The following is a 16,769-nucleotide window of genomic DNA, read 5'->3' as shown; positions in this document are numbered from 1 at the left end:
CCGGTGCTTTAGCAGGCGCCCTAAACTTCTCCTTATTTCTTTCCTGCATTCTCATCTACGGGTACAATCTTCTTTTTGCCAAAGAATAACTTGTACAAAACAGGTAATGTGGTAATTAAGATGATGATAAGTGTGATGGCTTCAATATGGTCTTTAAGGCTGTAGCCCCATTTTTTTTCAACCCATGTTTGTAAAAAGTGGCCGCCCAGCATCATGGAACTTACCCAGCAAATGCTGCCAAGTACGTTGTAAAAGTGAAAAGTTTTTTTATCCATTTTTACGATGCCCGCCACTATAGGCGCAAAAGTGCGGATTATGGGGAGGAACTTGGCCAGGAAAATAGTGCCCTTGCCGTAGTGATCATAAAAATCGTGGGCACGCATCAGGTGTTTTCGTTTAAACAGCCAGGTTTCTTTACGCTCGTATAATAAAGGCCCCGTTTTGCGGCCAAACCAGTAACCCGTCATGTTGCCCAGGATGGAAACGATGATGACCAGTATAATGATAACACTGTAATGCATGCCGAAAAATTCTTTTGCCAGTTCGTCTGTATAAATACCGGCGGCGAACAGCAGGCTGTCGCCAGGAAAGAAAAAGCCGAGCAATAAACCCGTTTCAGCATAAATTACCAGCAGTAATACATATAATCCGCCATTGTGAATAATCCACTCAATAAACTGTTGTATCAATCCTTTTTCCATGCGTCAAATATATTTGAAATAGTAATGGGTTGCTGTAATTGCGGAAATGATAATGAATGTTTAAGTATTGGTACTAAATCACTTCAACATCATGGTCTTCCAGGGCGCCCTCCCATTTGCTCACCACACTGGTTGCAAGGGCATTGCCCAATACATTGGTGGCGGTTCTGAACATATCGCAAAAATGGTCAATGGGCAGGATGAGCGCAACGCCTTCCGGCGGAATATCGAACATTGCGCAGGTTGCCAGCACCACCACCAGCGATGCACGGGGCACACCGGCTATGCCTTTGCTGGTAAGCATCAGCACCAGCAACATGGTTAGCTGGGTGCCATAATCCAGGTGTATGCCGTAAGCCTGGGCAATGGCTATGCTGGCGAATGTCATATACATCATGCTGCCATCCAGGTTAAAAGAATAGCCCAGCGGCAATACAAAAGATACAATCTTATCCTTGCAGCCAAACTTTTCCAGTTCTTCGGTAAGGCGCGGAAAAACGGCCTCGCTGCTGGTAGTACTGAAAGCTATTACCAGCGGCTGCACAATATGCTTTAGCAAAGCGGGTAACCGTTGCCTGAGTATTAAAAAGCCTGCAAACAGCAACACCACCCACAACAGTGCTATACCGGTAAGAAAGTAAAGGAAGTATTTAAAGTAGAAAATAAAAATATCGAAGCCGTTAACCGCAATTACTGCTGCCAGGGCGCCAAATACGCCATAGGGCGCAAACTTCATTACATAATTTACCATCAGCAGTATTACGTGGGATACCGCATCCAGCGCTTTTACCACCGTTTTGGCTTTATCCCCCAGGGCCGCGGTAGCCACACCGAAAAAGATGGAGAAGATAACTATCTGCAAAATCTCGTTATCGGCCATGGCATGAAACAGGCTTTTGGGAAAAACGTGCTCCACAAAATTCTGCAGCGTAAAAGATTGTGTGTTGCCGGAAAGCTCTTTAATGGATGAAGAAGCGGCGCGGCTAAGGTCAATACCTTCGCCAGGTTTAAACAGGTTTACCAGCAGCATGCCCAGCAGCAGGCTGGCCAGCGATGCGGATATAAACCAAAGCAGGGCCTTGCCACCCACACGCCCCACTGTTTTCAAATCGCCCAGTTTGGCAATGCCCACCACCAGTGTTGAAAAAACCAGCGGCGCTATAATCATTTGCACCAGGCGCAAAAAAATGGTGGTAAGCAGCTTGATATTGGTGGAGAAAGAGGCAATAAATTCCGGCGATGCCTGCGTATGTATGGTAATGCCAACCACAGCGCCCAAAACCATTGCTATCAGTATGTACAGGGTAAGTTTGTTAGAGCCCTTCATGCATGCAGGTTATATAATTGCCGCAATATAATGTTTATATGTTACCGTTACCTGCCGGGTGTTAATAAAACATTAGGAGGAAATGAATAAATCACTATTTTGTGGCCAACATTTTTCACTTAAACTTAACCCCACAGTATTAGTATGAGCTTATTCGTCAAAAAACCTTTGGGCATCTTATTGTCTGAAGCCTCCGAATCTGAAAAGGGCCTTAAGAAAACGTTGGGCGCCGGTTCTTTAGTGGCGCTGGGTATTGGCGCTATCATTGGCGCCGGTTTATTTTCTATTACCGGTGGCGCCGCGGCCAACCAGGCTGGTCCGGCTATCACTATTTCATTTATTATTGCAGCGTTGGGTTGCGGCTTTGCGGGTCTTTGTTATGCTGAGTTCGCATCCATGATTCCCGTTGCCGGTAGCGCCTATACGTATTCGTACGCTACTATGGGTGAGTTTATTGCCTGGATAATAGGGTGGGACCTTGTACTTGAATATGCCGTTGGCGCCGCCACCGTAAGCATTAGCTGGAGCAGGTACCTGGTTAAATTCCTGGAAGGGTTTGATATTCACCTGCCTGCCGCTATCATGACTGGGCCATGGGATGGGGGTATCATCAATTTACCAGCGGTTTTTATTGTAATTGTAATGAGCTTATTATTAATAAAAGGCACACAGGAAAGTGCCACCGTTAACGCTATTATTGTTAGTTTGAAAGTAACGGTAGTTATTGTGTTTATTTTCCTGGGGTGGAAATATATTAACAACAGTAACTATTCACCTTATATACCCGACAATACCGGCACTTTTGGCGAGTTTGGCTTCAGCGGTATCGTTCGTGCAGCGGCCATTGTGTTTTTTGCCTACATCGGTTTCGACGCGGTTAGTACAGCGGCCCAGGAGGCCAAAAATCCGCGTAAGGATATGCCGATTGGCATTCTTGGTTCATTGGCCATTTGTACTTTGCTGTATATATTATTTGCCCACGTTATGACGGGTGTTACCAGCTACACCACCTTCCGCGGACAGGATGGTATTGCACCCGTAGCTGTTGCTATTGAGCACATGGGTAAAGAAACTTCGCCCGGCGTATGGCAGCCTGATTATCCCTGGCTTAACCGTGCTATTGTAGTGGCTATTTTAGCGGGTTATGCTTCGGTAATATTGGTAATGCTTATGGGCCAGAGCCGTGTATTCTTCAGTATGAGTAAAGACGGCCTGGTTCCCAAAGTGTTCAGCGCCGTACACCCCAAATACAGAACGCCGTCTAAAAACAACCTGTTGTTCCTGCTGTTTGTAAGCTTGTTTGCAGCCTTTGTACCTGCAAGGGTGGTGGGCGAAATGACGAGCATAGGCACCCTGTTCGCTTTTATTCTTGTGTGCGTAGGCGTTATGGTAATGCGTAAAAACATGCCAGATGCACCACGTGCCTTTAAAACACCGCTGGTGCCGCTGGTTCCGGTGCTGGGCATAGGCACCTGCTTATTTATGATGGTATTTTTGCCACCGGATACATGGATAAGGCTGGTGGTGTGGATGCTGATAGGTCTTGATATATATGCGTATTACGGCCTTAAAAACAGCATATTGGGGGGCAAAACAGAAAAGCGTATTGGCAAGGGTGTAATTAACACCACCGGTATTGCACTCTGTTTATTGCTGGCAATTGTAGGTCTATGGCACCAGCAAACTGTTGGCTGGGCCGAAGACAAAACCCTGCTGATAATATCTGCCGTATTTGCCGCCGGCCACTTAATTCTGTTTGGCAGCAGGATGGCCAAAAAGTAATGCACTGCTGTAAATATTTAAAAGCCCTCTTAACGGGGGCTTTTTTATTTTCACCCCGTTCTCCTAATTTTGCGGCCTTGCTGCAGGATGTATGTCTGCCACCTTATGGGTCCCAGACATATATCCTGCAGTATAAACAAATTTTCCGGCACCTGCGGTGCGGGAAAATAATGAAGATTATGGGCCCGGCGGCAGAACAGGAATTTGGCTTCCGTTGCGTCGCACTCTTGTACTGCAGTGCGTACCGCAGCAACCGGCTTCGGTTGGGCATTATACACAGGATACTATAAACTACAATCTATACCATGGGAAGGATTTTTGAAGTTCGTAAAGCTACCATGTTTGCGCGGTGGGACAGAATGGCCAAACAGTTTACCCGCATAGGCAAGGAAATTGTAATTGCCGTTAAAGCAGGTGGCCCGGATGTTAGCACCAATGCTGCACTGCGGCGTTGTTTTCAGAATGCACGTAGCGTAGGTATGCCTAAGGATCGTGTGGAAGCGGCCATTAAAAGGGCGCAAGGCAAGGAAATGGTTAACTACGAGGAAATACTGTACGAAGGTTATGCACCGCATGGTGTGGCCCTGCTGGTAGAAACCGCGACAGATAACCACGTACGTACCGTGGCCAATGTAAAAAGCCATTTTAATAAAGGCGGCGGCGCATTGGGTAACAGCGGCAGTGTAAGCTTCCAGTTTAAGAAAATGGGTGTGTTTAAATTGAAACCGGAAGGACTGAATACGGAAGAACTGGAATTTGAACTGATTGATTTTGGCCTGGAAGAACTGGGTGAAAGTGCGGATGATGAGGGCAATGCGGTTTTAGTATTGCGTTGCGCTTTTACTGATTTCGGCAAGCTGCAAAAAGCCCTGGAAGATAAAGGGATTACACCTATCAGTGCAGAGCTGGAATGGATACCTTCCACCACGGTTCCGGTAACGGATGCCCAGGCGGAAGATGTTTCCAAGCTGATAGAAAAGCTGGAGCAGGATGATGACGTGAGTAAAGTGTTTCACAACATGGGCTAATTAGCATAAATACCATTGCGTTTAATACTGAATAAAAGAGGCCCGCTGCAACAGCAGCGGGCCTCTTTTATTCAGCCATGGCAGATAATTCAGCCAAAGTGTAGTCATCCAAACCTTCCGTCTCCACCCAGCGGCCATTTTTGTAATAGCAAACCTGCACAAACAGGCCATACACTTTTTTGAATATCCGTTCAATTTCACCGGCCTTGTCAGTTGATTTAATTTGAAAAGTGCCCGTAGTATGCTTATGCCTTATTTGTGCAATAACGAGGCCGGGATCCAGTTTATCCCGCTCAACAGAAGCTTTGTTCCAGCCGTGGGCTTTATCAAAAAACTCCAGCCAAAGCTTTGGGAAAGAGTTGTTGAACCTTTCCTGCATTTCTGCAATTGTTTCCCTGTCGTCGATGTTTAGCAGCATATAAAAATGGCGTGCAATTCCGCTGTATAATGATGATTGTCATGCAACCATGCGGCGGTTGTCAGTAAATATACTTCAACCGGTTGGTAAATTGTTCCCAGCATTTTCACCACCTAAATTATTGAATATGAAATACCATATTTCATTCATAAAAAACGACAGCAGGCATTGGTCGCTGTTTATGTGCGCCGGTGCGCTATTCATTGTCTCAGGTGTTTATATCGCGTTCTTTCCTTTTACCAGGCAGTGGCCGGTAGCACACCTGTTTGGTTTCCTTGCATTGCTCGCCGGAATTTGGAAAATAACCTTCAGTGCTGCCAAAAGGGGGTTTGTAAAGCGCTGGAAATGGCATTTCGCGGTAGGTGTTTCCGATATGGTTGCCGGCGCATTCCTGCTCGTTTACCAGGGCTACTCCAGTTTTATCTGGCCCTTCCTGCTGGGGTTTTGGATATTGGCCGGCATTGTAACCCTGTTCGCGGAATTGTCTGACGTTAATATGATGAAAGCAACAGAAAGCGAGTGGCTGGTGGCAGGCGCTATGCTTACCATCCTCTCTCCCGTGCTTGTAACAGTTTTGCCGGTACTGGGTGTGGTAACTACTATTTTGTGGATAACCGTTTTCCTGGTAGTTACAGGCTTGTTCTTTATCTACCTTGCCATAAGGCTAAGGCATATTAAAATCCGTTACAGGTTGTAACAAACAAAGCCTGCTGCAATGGTAGTGCAGGCACACATGTAAAAGAAAAACCCATGGCGCAAATTACCAACTTAATGGGGGCAATGGTGCTGGAAAAACCAGCAACAGAGTTGGTATATAAGAAAGTTGCTATACCTGTGGCAGGCCAAGGCCAGGTACAGATAAAAGTGACAGCCTGCGGAATTTGCAGGACAGACCTTCATATTATAGACGGAGAACTTGCTTATCCGCTGCAACCTTTAATACCAGGCCATGAAATTGTTGGCATCGTATCCGCAATCGGTGCGGGTGTAACTGCTTTTAATATTGGTGACACAGTTGGTGTGGCCTGGTTAGGATTTACATGTGGGCGCTGCAGGTATTGTCTAAACGGTCAGGAAAATCTTTGCGATAACGCCCGCTTTACAGGCTATACCCTTAACGGAGGTTTTGCTGAATATACCGTTGCCGATGAGCGTTTCTGTTTTGCTATACCATCTTTGTATGCAAATGCGCAGGGGGCGCCCTTACTTTGTGCGGGCCTTATTGGCTACCGCTCTTACTGTATGGTGCCGGAACTGGCTGTCAATATAGGCATTTATGGTTTTGGGGCGGCGGCGCACATTGTTATACAATTGGCCCGCCACCAGTATAAACAAGTATTTGCATTTACCAGGCCTGGTGACGATATTTCTCAAAAATTTGCTCTGCAACTTGGCGCTGTATGGGCAGGGGATTCAACGCAACGTCCACCCGAAAAAATGGATGCAGCTATTATTTTTGCGCCGGTTGGGCAGCTTGTTCCACAAGCGTTGCTGCACCTGGGCAAAGGTGGCATGGTTATCTGCGGAGGCATATATATGAGCGATATACCATCTTTCCCCTATAAGCTCTTATGGCAAGAGAGATCGATAAAATCTGTTGCCAATCTTACAAGAGCCGATGGCCGCTCTTTTCTTGCTGTTGCGCCTACGGTGCCAATACATACCCACATAACCACATACCCGCTGCAAAAAGCCAACGAAGCCATTTACCGTTTAAGGCAGGGTGGTATAGAAGGCGCCGCCGTACTTGTAATGTAACCACCGTTGCCGGCTGACGTAATTCATATTGTCTGCTGTTTCCCGTCATTTTCATACAGCCATGTCTACATTAATATTGGTAAACAATTCGTATGAAAAAGCTGTTTGTATCAGGTTTTTTTTGTTGTTGCATTCAATTGGTTTATGCACAGGCGCTTTGCGATAGTTGTGGAGGATTTTATTGGTTTGGCAAGGCTGGCTGGCAGTTTAGCGGCCATAGCGGTGTAGATGCTTCAATAAACTTTGTGAATCGTAAAGAATGGTTCTTGTCTGCACGTGCATGGGTAGCCGATTATCACAGCCGGCAGTATCCCAAACGGCAAGGCAACACCCACATCACCGGCAAAGCTTTTTCTCATGAAGAAATAGCTTTACTAATTGGGCGGCTGTATCATCTCAAAGAAAATAAATGGTTTCTAACCGCTGAAGCGGGACCCTCTTTTCTGCGGTATTCCTCACCTGTAGGTATAGACAGTTTTCCTGACAAAAAGGGCGCCCTGGCTTACTGTTATAAGCGGAATATTCAAGCCTGCCCGGGTTTGGCATTTTCCGCAAGCATTAACTGGCGGTATCACATATTGGCAGTGGGTGTAAGCCCCCAAATTTTTCTGAACCGGCTGCATTCTTATGCAGCGTTAACTTACTCCATGTTTGTGTACATCAATCAATAAATCAACCGGGTTAGCAAAAGGAGCAATTTTATCAACCGGCAACAATACCGTTATACTTAACCTTCCTGCCAATTCTGCATCTTGTGGCACCGCGGACCTTAGCCTGTTGGAATGCCCCACGCAGTGCCATTTACAGAAAGATAAAAAGCATCAGCCATTTTCAAACCTGCCTGTTTTCTCTGAAATGATTATGCGGTAAATAACTGCCTTTACACGTCCGGGATACTGGAAAGAGTTGCCATCTGTTGATAGAAGTGGTATTGCTGCCGTGGCGCTAAGAGGTATGTGCATCATTTTTTCATTGAAGAGTTTTATGGCATACATGCGGTACCTTGCATCCATAAGCTCCTGGTAAGTGCCCCATGCTATTACCGACAGCCAATGGGTAAAGCTGGTTATTTCATCTACCGTAAAACATACCCGTGGATTACTGCGCATGATGGCTATCTTCAAGCCCTCGCCTGAATGCGCATAAATGCTTTTGCCGTCATATGCATAATTCACCGGTACGATATAGGTCCGGTCACCATCGCAGCAGCCCAGGCGGCCGAAGATGTTGCGGCTCATCAGTTTTTCCTGTTCTTCCGCTGGTAATATGCCGTTCATACAGCCCCCTCTTTTTTGATTTGTCGGATTAAAGGCAATTGCTATTTATTAAGCTCACGAAAATGGTTATATAATGCAATTCCCAAGATGTTACCATATAAGATTAAAAAGGTATCCTTTTGGCAACAGTAGTTTTTTATTGTGTCAGCCGTCTGCCATCATTTGTTCTTCAGCATAGTTAACATTTTCTATGCCTTTCAACAGTGCATCCGGGTTAAACGAAATGCTGTCGATACCCAGGCCGGCAAGCATCTGTGCATATTGCGGATAATCACTTGGCGCCTGGCCGCATATACCTGTTTTTATTCCGGCATCCTTTGCTTTGCGTATCAGCATTTCTATCATCAGTGTGGCAGCTTCATCCCGCTCATCAAACAGCCCGCTTATAACAGATGAATCTCTGTCAATGCCAAGAGTCAGTTGTGTAAGGTCGTTAGAGCCGATGGAAAAACCGTCAAAAATTTCAGCAAACCGGCTTGCCAATAACACGTTGGATGGTATTTCTGCCATCATATAAATTTCCAGGCCGTTCCTGCCTTGTGCAAGGCCATAATTTTTCATTACCTCAATCACTTTACTGCCTTCTTCAGGTGTTCTGCAAAATGGAATCATCAGCTTAACGTTTGTAAGACCCATATCGTCCCGTACTTTGCGTACGGCCTCACATTCAAGCCTGAAACCCTCCCTGTACAAGGGATGGTAATACCTTGATGCGCCCCTGAAGCCTATCATTGGGTTTTCTTCTGTTGGTTCAAATGCTTTGCCTCCTATAAGGTTAGCGTACTCGTTGGTTTTAAAGTCGCTCATTCTTACAATAACATCTTTCGGGTAAAATGCCGCGGCCATAGTAGCTATTCCTCCCGCCAGTTTTTCGGTAAAGTATTGCTGTTTGTCAGCATATCCTGCTGTAAGTGCTTCTATCTTTAACCTGGCATCATTGTCAGTAATCTCGTTAAACTTTACCAGCGCCATCGGGTGAATTTTTATGGTACGGGCAATAATAAACTCCAGCCGCATCAGACCAACTCCGTCGTTAGGGTAAAACGACAGGCGAAAAGCCTGGTCTGGGTCGGCTGTAATCAGTTTTACTTCAGTAATACGTGGTTTGCTAATACGCGACAGGTCGGTTATTTGTTCTTTGTAAGCCAGGCTTCCGCGGTAAACAGTGCCGGTTTTTCCTTCGTTGCAGCATACGGTTATAAAATCTCCGTCTGTAATGGTACCGGTGGCGTTACCACAGCCCACAATGGCGGGCAAGCCAAGTTCTCTGGCAACAATGGCAGCATGGCTGGTTCTGCCGCCCTTATCAGTAACTATCGCGGCTACTTTTTTCATTACAGGATCCCAATCCGGACTGGTAATGGTTGTTACCAAAATATCACCAGGCTCAAGTTTTGAAGCGTCAGAAGGCGATTGTAAAATCCTGGCCCTGCCGGCTGCAAGGCCATTGCCAATGGCTTCACCATGTGTAAGTATTGCTGATTTCTCCAGCAGGATATAATTTTTTACCTGCAGGGCATTCTTTTTTGCCTGTACTGTTTCAGGCCGGGCCTGCAATATAAATAAGTTGCCGGTGATGCCGTCTTTCGCCCATTCTATATCCATCGGGCGGTGGTAGTGTTGCTCTATAGCCATGCACCACTTAGCCAGTTTTGTAATTTCTTCATCAGTAAGCACAAACCGCTGTTGCAGGTTAACCGGTGTTTGAATGTTCTCCACAGAGCGTCCGTCGCCGGAGCTGTATATCATCATTTTGGCCTTTTCGCCCAGTCTTTTTTGGATAATTGCATATTTTTCTTTGACAAGGGACGGCTTGAAGACAAGAAATTCGTCTGGCGTTACGGCACCCTGTACGATGTTTTCACCTAGGCCCCAAACACCGCTGATATGGATTACATTGCGAAAACCAGACTCCGGCTCAAGGGTAAAGGCCACACCAGAACAGCCTTTGTCTGCTCGTATCATTTTTTGAACTCCAACTGAAAGTAAAACCTTCTCATGGGCAAAACCATTGTCTTCACGGTACTTTATTGCCCTATCTGTAAAAAGAGAAGCAAAACAATTCTTTATTGCTTTCAGTAACGGGGCCTTGCCCCTTACATTTAAAAAAGATTCATGTTGCCCCGCAAAACTTGCCTGCGGCAAATCTTCCGCTGTTGCGCTGCTTCTTACCGCCACGTCAATATCGTGCCCATTACCCAATGCGTGATAAGCCGCGATTATTTCTTCAATTAATGCCGGCGGCAATACCGCATGGCTTAACAGAAGGCGCAAACGGGAACCTATGTCAGCCAGGTTGGAATAAGTACTTCTGTCAAGATGCTGCAATATCTCGTTAATAGGGTTGTGCAACGCATTGATGGCGAGAAAGTCAGCAAAAGCCATAGCTGTTATGGCGAAACCATCGGGAACAGGTATGTTAGCTAAGCCAGGCTTGCTACACATTTCTCCCAACGAGGCGTTTTTGCCACCTACGATAGCTACGTCGCCAATGCCTGTATCCTTGAATTGTTTGATTAGCGTGGCCATAGTTTTATAATTAGCTGTGTTTGTTGGCTTTTTATGTGCCCGTTTAGTCATGCATGGACATTACAGGAACGGGACTGTGCAGTACGAGTTGTTTGCTGCTGCTTTTGTGGATAATCTTTTCAAACAGGTTGTGCTTTTTGGGGAATACAATCAGCAGGTCAATTTGGTTCTTAACTGCAAAGTCCGCAATGCCTTCAGCAACATCGCCAGCCGTAATGAAATGGTATTGCGGGGTTAGCTTGCCAATAAGCTCCTGCAACAGGGCTGATTCAAAAACAGCATCGGCATCGTATTCGGTTTGTTTTCCTGTGTTCAGTACATGCAGTTGCGCGTTAAAATCTGCAACCAGTTGTTTTACTTGATTGGCGGGTATGCTATCCGTCACTTCCTTAAAATCGCAAGCCAGCCCAATTTTTTTAAATCCTGTAAAGCGGGCCTGGGAAGGTACCGTTATTAATGGCCAATCCAGGTGGCGTATAGCATTTACCGTATGCCCGCCAAAGAAAAACCGTTCGGCGGCCGTAGTGCCCTGGCTGCCCATTACAACGCTGTATGGCTGGTATTCGTTGCAGGTTTCGTCCAGCTCGTCAAAGAAAGGCCCGGTACGGCATAAGGTGCTTATATGCACTTTGCCGCCGGTGCGTGTTTTTAATGCTTCTTTTAGGCTTTGCAGTTCTTTTTCAGCCTCTGCTTCCATTTCTTCTGCGAAAGAAGCCCCTGGCAGTTCGCTGTAACTAACCGGCGCACTTACTATGTGCAACACAACCAACGACGCCTTAAGCGCCAGCGCAAGGTCTGCCGCATAGTTGGCCGCATTGGAAGCAGCGGGAGAGAAGTCGGTGGCGCAAATAACTGTTTTCATTGTTTAGTATTTTAATAGTTATGAATGAATGCGATATGCTGAAAGTTGCTGAGCACACCTTTACCAGCCAGTTCCACATCCCCGCCATGGGCCGCTACCTGTTCAATAATCTTTTCAAGTTTCTTATCACTGCCCGGTGGCTGCGCCAGGCAGTTACGCTCAAGCACCAGCAAGCCGCCGCGGCGGTGCATAGCGTTTTGCCAAACCGCATCAAGCCCGGTGGAGATATTGCCGTGCAGGGTGGCCTGGGCCAATTCGTTAAGCAAGGCTGTTTCCCTCAGTTTCTTCCAGTCTGTAATGTACGGCAACAGGAGCAACGCCAGGTCTGTTTCTAACTGGACAGGATGCGAAGCCGGGATATAGGCCGTTGCCGACAGGAAATGCCTGGAGAGCAGCCTGAACGGGCCAAGCAGTTTTTCCGGGCCGCAGATAAACAGGGGCAACCTGTAAGCAGGCAGAAGAATATCCAGTGATTGATCCAACTGGCTGATGAGATTGTTGAAAGCTATGCCATTTGCGGCACCCTTTACAGTGCCGGCTTCTGGTGTGCTGGTCATAACACGGGTTAAAACGCCTTTATCAGAAGAATATAACCGGCCTTGTGTTTCGGCAAGGGCAAGCACTAAAAATTGCCTGCGGTGCAGCTTGTTATGTACAATGCTTTCTGCCGGGGAAGGGCATCCGGTGGATACATGCTGCTTTACAGGCATGTTCATGTACATTATTTTTTCAGCAGTGGCAGAAATACTTACCGCAATGCTTTGCGTTAGTGTGTGATAATTAAGCCTGCTTAAAAGCTTTCTCAATTTTTCCATTAGCAAAACAGCGTCTGCAACTTCATAACTTTTCAGGAGCAACCTTTCTGCCTCAAGAAACAAGTATTTTAATGATTTTTTGATGGCTGCTTCGGCGTACATTTTAGGGTTAAAAGTGGTAACCAGGCACAAGGAAGGGTAGCTTAGCGTTTTTTGCTCCAGTATGGCAGGTTGCAATGTATTTACTGTTAGCATGATGTTGAATTATGCCGTGAATGTAGCGCAGTTGCCAGGCCCGGTGCATGAGCGCCGTCAGTAATACTGGTGATTATAGACAGCGCATACCTGTACGAAAGATGAAAGGGAAATCCGTAAAGCTTTGCATCATCACCCTGCCGGATGACTTTAATCAGTTAAGCAGGGGCATACCGCAGTTAATATTGCATACTGCTATTTAAAGGATGTTTGACAATTACATGGCCGGATTTCTATCCGGCTTTTTGTCGGGTATGCAAAATGCTAAATGTAACGGCAGCCTTTGCAATACTGCATTAATATGTGCAAATTTGCGGGCACAGCTATTAAGCAACATGTATGCAGCAACCGGTAATAATTTTTGATGGTGTTTGTAATCTTTGCAACAGTTCTGTGCAATTTGTAATAAGGCACGATAAAAAAAAGCAATTCCTATTTGCTTCGCTGCAATCTGACTATGGGCAAAAGGTATTGAAAGAACACGAATTGCCTTATACAACATTTAATTCCTTCCTATTGCTGCAGAATAGTAAGCTGTACACAAAATCGTCAGGGGCTTTGCAGGTGGCCAGGCAACTGGATGGAGGATGGCCGTTATTATACGGCTTTATTGTTATCCCTAAATTTATAAGAGATGCTGTTTACAGCTTTATAGCCCGTAACCGTTACAGATGGTTTGGTAAACAGGATACTTGCTGGTTGCCCACACCAGATTTAAAAGCCCGGTTTTTGGGATAGCGGCTGTTACGCACAGGCAGCGTGCCGCACAATGATGAGTAAAGGACAAGACGTACAAGTGAGTGACACAACAGGCGCCCAATAGTAGTAATGCAGCTAAGTACCAAATGTTAGCTGAACTGTTCGGTCATTTCTTTCACACCTTTTTGCACGGTAAAAAAGCCCACCAGTTTTTCTATTACATCTTCCACCACTGCATCCGGGCAACTGGCGCCGCTGGTAATTAAAATTTTTACTGGCTTATGCGCAGGCAGGTAGCCGCTGGTGAGTGTTTCTTCCTTTGTGCGCCAGTTACAATGCAATATGTCTGTGTCTGAAATAATTTTTCCGGGGCCGTTGATAAAGTAGGTGGGCAGTTTTTCTTCGCAAAGCTCCACCAGGTGGGATGTGTTGCTGCTGTTGTAACCGCCGACCACTATGGCCAGGTGTGCATCGGTATCCAGCATACCGGTAACGGCGGTCTGGTTATCGTTGGTGGCGTAGCAAAGGGTATCGCGGGTATCGGCAAAGCGTTCGCCGATATTGGTTTCGTCCAGTTGATAATGTGCCTTCATTACCTGTTTAAGGTATTCGGCAATGGCCTGGGTATCGGTAGCCAGTTGTGTGGTTTGGTTAACCACGCCAATACGCTGCAGGTGTTGGGTAATGTTAAACCCTTCACTATAACGGCCCTTAAATTCGGTATAGAATTGTTCGGCCGGTTTTTCGCCCGTAATGTATTTGGCCAGTTCAATGGTTTCCTCCATATCATTCACCACTACCGTTGGCGTGTGAGAAGAGGCATGGCTGAACGTGGCCCTTGTTTCCTCATGTTTGGGCTTGCCATGCACCACAATGCTGTAACCTTTCCTGGCAATCTGCTCGCTGCGGTTCCATACCTTTTCTACAAAGGGGCAGGTGGTATTGTATTTTTCTGTGTGTATGCCTTTTCCGGTAAGCAGTGCTTCAATGTTAAGGGTGGTGCCAAAAGCGGGTATAATCACCACGTCATCCGGCTGCAGGTCTTCGAACGGAATAAGCTGTTTGCCATAAGTATCCTGCAAAAATTGCACCCCCCGGCTTTGCAGATCGGCATTAACCTGGGGGTTATGTATCATTTCGCTTAATAAAAAAATGCGTTTGCCCTGGTTTTCCTCAATGGTTTTAAATGCAATTTCTATGGCGTTTTCCACACCATAACAAAAACCAAAATGGCGGGCCAGGTATATCTGCACAGGGCCAAAATCCAGAAGGGTAGGGGTAAAATCTTTTTTCAGCTTATCTTCCAGCCTGCGTTTGTTTTTAACGGCGCTTATAAGATTGCTTTTATAAATATTTGGAACGTTAAACTGCTTCATACTCTTATCTTGCGGGTGCTAAGTTAAGTCATTTACCTAAGTTGTACTTTTAGCCAAACTAATTGCATGGAGAAGAATCACGTACTGCTAATAAAATGTCCCGACCACATTGGCCTTATCGCTGCCATTACAGGTGTGCTTTTCAGGAACAACCACAACATTCTCTTAATGAAAGAATTTGTTGAGCCGGAAACCAACAGCTTCTTTGCCAGGTTTGAACTTTCGGGCGATTTACACATGGAAGTGCTGCATAAAGAGCTTGCTGCGGTGCTGCCGGCCACAGCCACCGTTACCATTAACCCCAAACGCAATAAGGATATTGTTATAATGGTTACCAAAGAGCACCACTGCCTGGCTGATTTGCTGGTACGCCACCATTTTAACGAACTGAGGGCCAACATAAAAGCGGTAATTGGCAATTATGATGTGCTGAAGGAGTTTACCCAAAAATTCAACCTGCCGTTTCACTTCATCAGCCACCAGGATATAAGCCGGGAGTTATTTGAAAATGAAATAACGCAGCTACTGGAAAAATACCAGCCCGATTACCTGGTGCTGGCCAAGTTTATGCGGGTATTGTCGCCGCAGTTTGTTTCAAAATATGAAGACAGGATTATTAATATCCACCATTCATTCCTGCCGGCATTTATTGGCGCCAATCCCTACCGTAAGGCTTATGAACGCGGCGTAAAATTAATTGGCGCCACTGCGCATATTGTAAACAACGATTTGGATGAAGGCCCGATTATTACCCAAAAAATAATTCCGGTTGACCATGAGTACGACGTACGTGGCATGGTGGAGGCCGGCCATGAAGTTGAAAAATCCGTACTGGCCGATGCACTGCGGCTGGTGTTGGAAGACAGGGTGTTTGTGGTGAAAAACAAGACCATCATTTTTAATTAAGCGAAGAAAAAATTTATGGCCCCGGCAGATGGAATGCTATGACGCATCGTTGAGCAATTTGCGTGACGAAGCAGTCCCGAGGTCTCAGCTTTTTTATTGTACTAATTGATTTTAGTTATTTAAATCTAAAGTCTAATTTATAATCAAAGAGCCATGGGATTTTTGGGTTGACATTTTCTGCTTCAAGCCGCTGGGCTATGTTTTCATAATGGTTTCGTAGCTGCAGTGCTTCATGGTCTCTGTAGTAGGTTACAATGATGGTGTCATTTTCCACCCTGATATCCCCTTCCATGTTAGTGAGTACCTGTTGTGCTGTATGCGCTGCTGTCCATTTTTTGTAGTTATCGGGCAATTTGTTTTTGAGTTGGTGGGTGGCAGCCTGTGCTATGAGTGCCAGGGTTTGTTTTCCATATTTTATATTGAGGTTAAAGGTGGAGGCCCTGTTCCATCCTATATCCCCGTTAAAGTTGAAGAATTCTTCTATTGTCCACCGTTGCGGGAATATTTGGGTAACCAATTCGAGGGCTGTCTGGCTGGAGGTAGTTAAGAATGGTTTGTAATTATAGGCATCCTCCCGCTCTCCCTGGCGTTGTACCAATAATTTCAGAGTATGGGGACTGTTGTCAAAGGCAAAGTCTGTGCAGGCCAGTGCATATCCTGCCCACAGGGGTTTGTATTGCAGGTGCTCCAGGCGGCCTGTAATTTTTTTAATTGCAGGTGCCGGCATTAATATGTCAAATGTTGGGTGCTGACAAAAATAATCACCCACCTCCTGTGTGAAGTGCTCCTTATCGGCTATAAAAAGGCCCACCCTGTTCAATTATATCGGCCAGTTGCAGGGTGGCAGGGCTGCAGTTTTTGCCGGAGGAGCCAAGCGTAAAAGCCAGGGGCTGGCCGCTGAATGCATCCACGCAAAAAAAGGTCTGCATCATTTTATGCCCCGGTTCATCCGGTCTTTTCTTTTTGTGGGGCATTGTACGCCGGGTTGCTGATTGTATCCTGTGCGGGTCAATGGCCAAAACATGCCGGCCATCGTAATGATGCTGCAATCTCCTGAGTTGCATCAGTGTTATCTGCAGGTGTTCGTAGGTTTGCA

The 16,769-nt window shown here is 46.1% G+C and carries 17 protein-coding genes; 7 read left to right on the top strand and 10 right to left on the bottom strand.

Annotated elements, in window-relative coordinates; translation table 11 throughout:
- Positions 1 to 32: 32 nt before the first annotated feature.
- Positions 33 to 701 (bottom strand): DedA family protein, encoded by a 669-nt coding sequence (locus F0364_RS28445; protein ID WP_153801222.1) that lies wholly within the window; start codon positions 699 to 701, stop codon positions 33 to 35.
- A 73-nt stretch (positions 702 to 774) separates the two neighbouring features.
- Positions 775 to 2,028, bottom strand: coding sequence for a dicarboxylate/amino acid:cation symporter (locus F0364_RS28440; protein WP_153801221.1), 1,254 nt, complete (start codon positions 2,026 to 2,028; stop codon positions 775 to 777).
- Between the two features lie 144 nt (positions 2,029 to 2,172).
- Between F0364_RS28440 and F0364_RS28435 the strand changes: the two genes are divergently transcribed.
- Entirely contained in the window at positions 2,173 to 3,810 is a 1,638-nt protein-coding gene (locus F0364_RS28435; RefSeq protein WP_153801220.1) for an amino acid permease, read from the top strand.
- Between the two features lie 305 nt (positions 3,811 to 4,115).
- Positions 4,116 to 4,838, top strand: a complete 723-nt coding sequence (locus tag F0364_RS28430; protein ID WP_153801219.1) for a YebC/PmpR family DNA-binding transcriptional regulator — start codon at positions 4,116 to 4,118, stop codon at positions 4,836 to 4,838.
- A 67-nt stretch (positions 4,839 to 4,905) separates the two neighbouring features.
- Here F0364_RS28430 and F0364_RS28425 read toward each other — a convergent pair whose 3' ends face one another.
- Entirely contained in the window at positions 4,906 to 5,256 is a 351-nt protein-coding gene (locus tag F0364_RS28425; protein WP_153801218.1) for a hypothetical protein, read from the bottom strand.
- Positions 5,257 to 5,383: 127 nt separating this feature from the next.
- On the opposite strand from F0364_RS28425, the gene F0364_RS28420 reads away from it, so the two are divergent.
- The 3 genes from F0364_RS28420 to F0364_RS28410 all read left to right on the top strand — a co-directional run bounded on the left by F0364_RS28420 (position 5,384) and on the right by F0364_RS28410 (position 7,685).
- Positions 5,384 to 5,953 carry an HdeD family acid-resistance protein gene (locus tag F0364_RS28420; protein ID WP_207632935.1) on the top strand — a complete coding sequence of 190 codons (570 nt, stop codon included), beginning with the start codon at positions 5,384 to 5,386 and terminating at the stop codon, positions 5,951 to 5,953.
- Between the two features lie 53 nt (positions 5,954 to 6,006).
- Positions 6,007 to 7,014, top strand: a complete 1,008-nt coding sequence (locus F0364_RS28415; protein WP_207632934.1) for a zinc-dependent alcohol dehydrogenase family protein — start codon at positions 6,007 to 6,009, stop codon at positions 7,012 to 7,014.
- A gap of 92 nt (positions 7,015 to 7,106) precedes the next feature.
- Positions 7,107 to 7,685 carry a hypothetical protein gene (locus F0364_RS28410; RefSeq protein WP_153801216.1) on the top strand — a complete coding sequence of 193 codons (579 nt, stop codon included), beginning with the start codon at positions 7,107 to 7,109 and terminating at the stop codon, positions 7,683 to 7,685.
- A 150-nt stretch (positions 7,686 to 7,835) separates the two neighbouring features.
- Here F0364_RS28410 and F0364_RS28405 read toward each other — a convergent pair whose 3' ends face one another.
- The 4 genes from F0364_RS28405 to F0364_RS28390 form a co-directional block, all read right to left on the bottom strand.
- Positions 7,836 to 8,291: a pyridoxamine 5'-phosphate oxidase family protein gene (locus F0364_RS28405; protein WP_153801215.1), complete on the bottom strand. Its 456-nt coding sequence runs from the start codon at positions 8,289 to 8,291 to the stop codon at positions 7,836 to 7,838.
- 144 nt (positions 8,292 to 8,435) lie between these two features.
- On the bottom strand, positions 8,436 to 10,820 hold the full coding sequence (gene ppsA, locus F0364_RS28400) for a phosphoenolpyruvate synthase (protein ID WP_153801214.1): 2,385 nt from the start codon (positions 10,818 to 10,820) through the stop codon (positions 8,436 to 8,438).
- A 43-nt stretch (positions 10,821 to 10,863) separates the two neighbouring features.
- Entirely contained in the window at positions 10,864 to 11,682 is an 819-nt protein-coding gene (locus tag F0364_RS28395) for a universal stress protein (RefSeq protein WP_153801213.1), read from the bottom strand.
- An 11-nt stretch (positions 11,683 to 11,693) separates the two neighbouring features.
- Entirely contained in the window at positions 11,694 to 12,692 is a 999-nt protein-coding gene (locus tag F0364_RS28390; protein ID WP_153801212.1) for a hypothetical protein, read from the bottom strand.
- A 339-nt stretch (positions 12,693 to 13,031) separates the two neighbouring features.
- Between F0364_RS28390 and F0364_RS28385 the strand changes: the two genes are divergently transcribed.
- Positions 13,032 to 13,430: a thiol-disulfide oxidoreductase DCC family protein gene (locus F0364_RS28385; RefSeq protein ID WP_153801211.1), complete on the top strand. Its 399-nt coding sequence runs from the start codon at positions 13,032 to 13,034 to the stop codon at positions 13,428 to 13,430.
- Between the two features lie 110 nt (positions 13,431 to 13,540).
- Here F0364_RS28385 and F0364_RS28380 read toward each other — a convergent pair whose 3' ends face one another.
- Entirely contained in the window at positions 13,541 to 14,767 is a 1,227-nt protein-coding gene (locus F0364_RS28380; protein ID WP_153801210.1) for a 4-hydroxy-3-methylbut-2-enyl diphosphate reductase, read from the bottom strand.
- A 66-nt stretch (positions 14,768 to 14,833) separates the two neighbouring features.
- Between F0364_RS28380 and purU the strand changes: the two genes are divergently transcribed.
- Entirely contained in the window at positions 14,834 to 15,673 is an 840-nt protein-coding gene (gene purU, locus F0364_RS28375) for a formyltetrahydrofolate deformylase (protein ID WP_153801209.1), read from the top strand.
- Positions 15,674 to 15,788: 115 nt separating this feature from the next.
- Here purU and F0364_RS28370 read toward each other — a convergent pair whose 3' ends face one another.
- Together F0364_RS28370 and F0364_RS29120 are read right to left on the bottom strand one after the other, a co-directional pair.
- On the bottom strand, positions 15,789 to 16,400 hold the full coding sequence (locus F0364_RS28370) for a hypothetical protein (protein ID WP_153798607.1): 612 nt from the start codon (positions 16,398 to 16,400) through the stop codon (positions 15,789 to 15,791).
- Between the two features lie 61 nt (positions 16,401 to 16,461).
- Positions 16,462 to 16,769, bottom strand: a 308-nt coding sequence (locus tag F0364_RS29120) for a hypothetical protein (protein WP_207632746.1), incomplete at its 5' end; no start/stop codon positions are given.

The organism is Foetidibacter luteolus (assembly GCF_009650435.1).
GTDB classification, from domain to species: domain Bacteria; phylum Bacteroidota; class Bacteroidia; order Chitinophagales; family Chitinophagaceae; genus Foetidibacter; species Foetidibacter luteolus.
The sequence above is the reverse complement of the archived record's forward strand: the minus strand, read 5'-3'. Positions and strand labels throughout refer to the sequence as shown.

Coding starts and splice junctions, on each gene's coding strand:
- F0364_RS28445 (WP_153801222.1), bottom strand. CDS start 701: ATGGAAAAAGGATTGATACAACAGTTTATTGAGTGGATTATTCACAAT.
- F0364_RS28440 (WP_153801221.1), bottom strand. CDS start 2,028: ATGAAGGGCTCTAACAAACTTACCCTGTACATACTGATAGCAATGGTT.
- F0364_RS28435 (WP_153801220.1), top strand. CDS start 2,173: ATGAGCTTATTCGTCAAAAAACCTTTGGGCATCTTATTGTCTGAAGCC.
- F0364_RS28430 (WP_153801219.1), top strand. CDS start 4,116: ATGGGAAGGATTTTTGAAGTTCGTAAAGCTACCATGTTTGCGCGGTGG.
- F0364_RS28425 (WP_153801218.1), bottom strand. CDS start 5,256: ATGCTGCTAAACATCGACGACAGGGAAACAATTGCAGAAATGCAGGAA.
- F0364_RS28420 (WP_207632935.1), top strand. CDS start 5,384: ATGAAATACCATATTTCATTCATAAAAAACGACAGCAGGCATTGGTCG.
- F0364_RS28415 (WP_207632934.1), top strand. CDS start 6,007: ATGGCGCAAATTACCAACTTAATGGGGGCAATGGTGCTGGAAAAACCA.
- F0364_RS28410 (WP_153801216.1), top strand. CDS start 7,107: ATGAAAAAGCTGTTTGTATCAGGTTTTTTTTGTTGTTGCATTCAATTG.
- F0364_RS28405 (WP_153801215.1), bottom strand. CDS start 8,291: ATGAACGGCATATTACCAGCGGAAGAACAGGAAAAACTGATGAGCCGC.
- ppsA (WP_153801214.1), bottom strand. CDS start 10,820: ATGGCCACGCTAATCAAACAATTCAAGGATACAGGCATTGGCGACGTA.
- F0364_RS28395 (WP_153801213.1), bottom strand. CDS start 11,682: ATGAAAACAGTTATTTGCGCCACCGACTTCTCTCCCGCTGCTTCCAAT.
- F0364_RS28390 (WP_153801212.1), bottom strand. CDS start 12,692: ATGCTAACAGTAAATACATTGCAACCTGCCATACTGGAGCAAAAAACG.
- F0364_RS28385 (WP_153801211.1), top strand. CDS start 13,032: ATGCAGCAACCGGTAATAATTTTTGATGGTGTTTGTAATCTTTGCAAC.
- F0364_RS28380 (WP_153801210.1), bottom strand. CDS start 14,767: ATGAAGCAGTTTAACGTTCCAAATATTTATAAAAGCAATCTTATAAGC.
- purU (WP_153801209.1), top strand. CDS start 14,834: ATGGAGAAGAATCACGTACTGCTAATAAAATGTCCCGACCACATTGGC.
- F0364_RS28370 (WP_153798607.1), bottom strand. CDS start 16,400: ATGCCGGCACCTGCAATTAAAAAAATTACAGGCCGCCTGGAGCACCTG.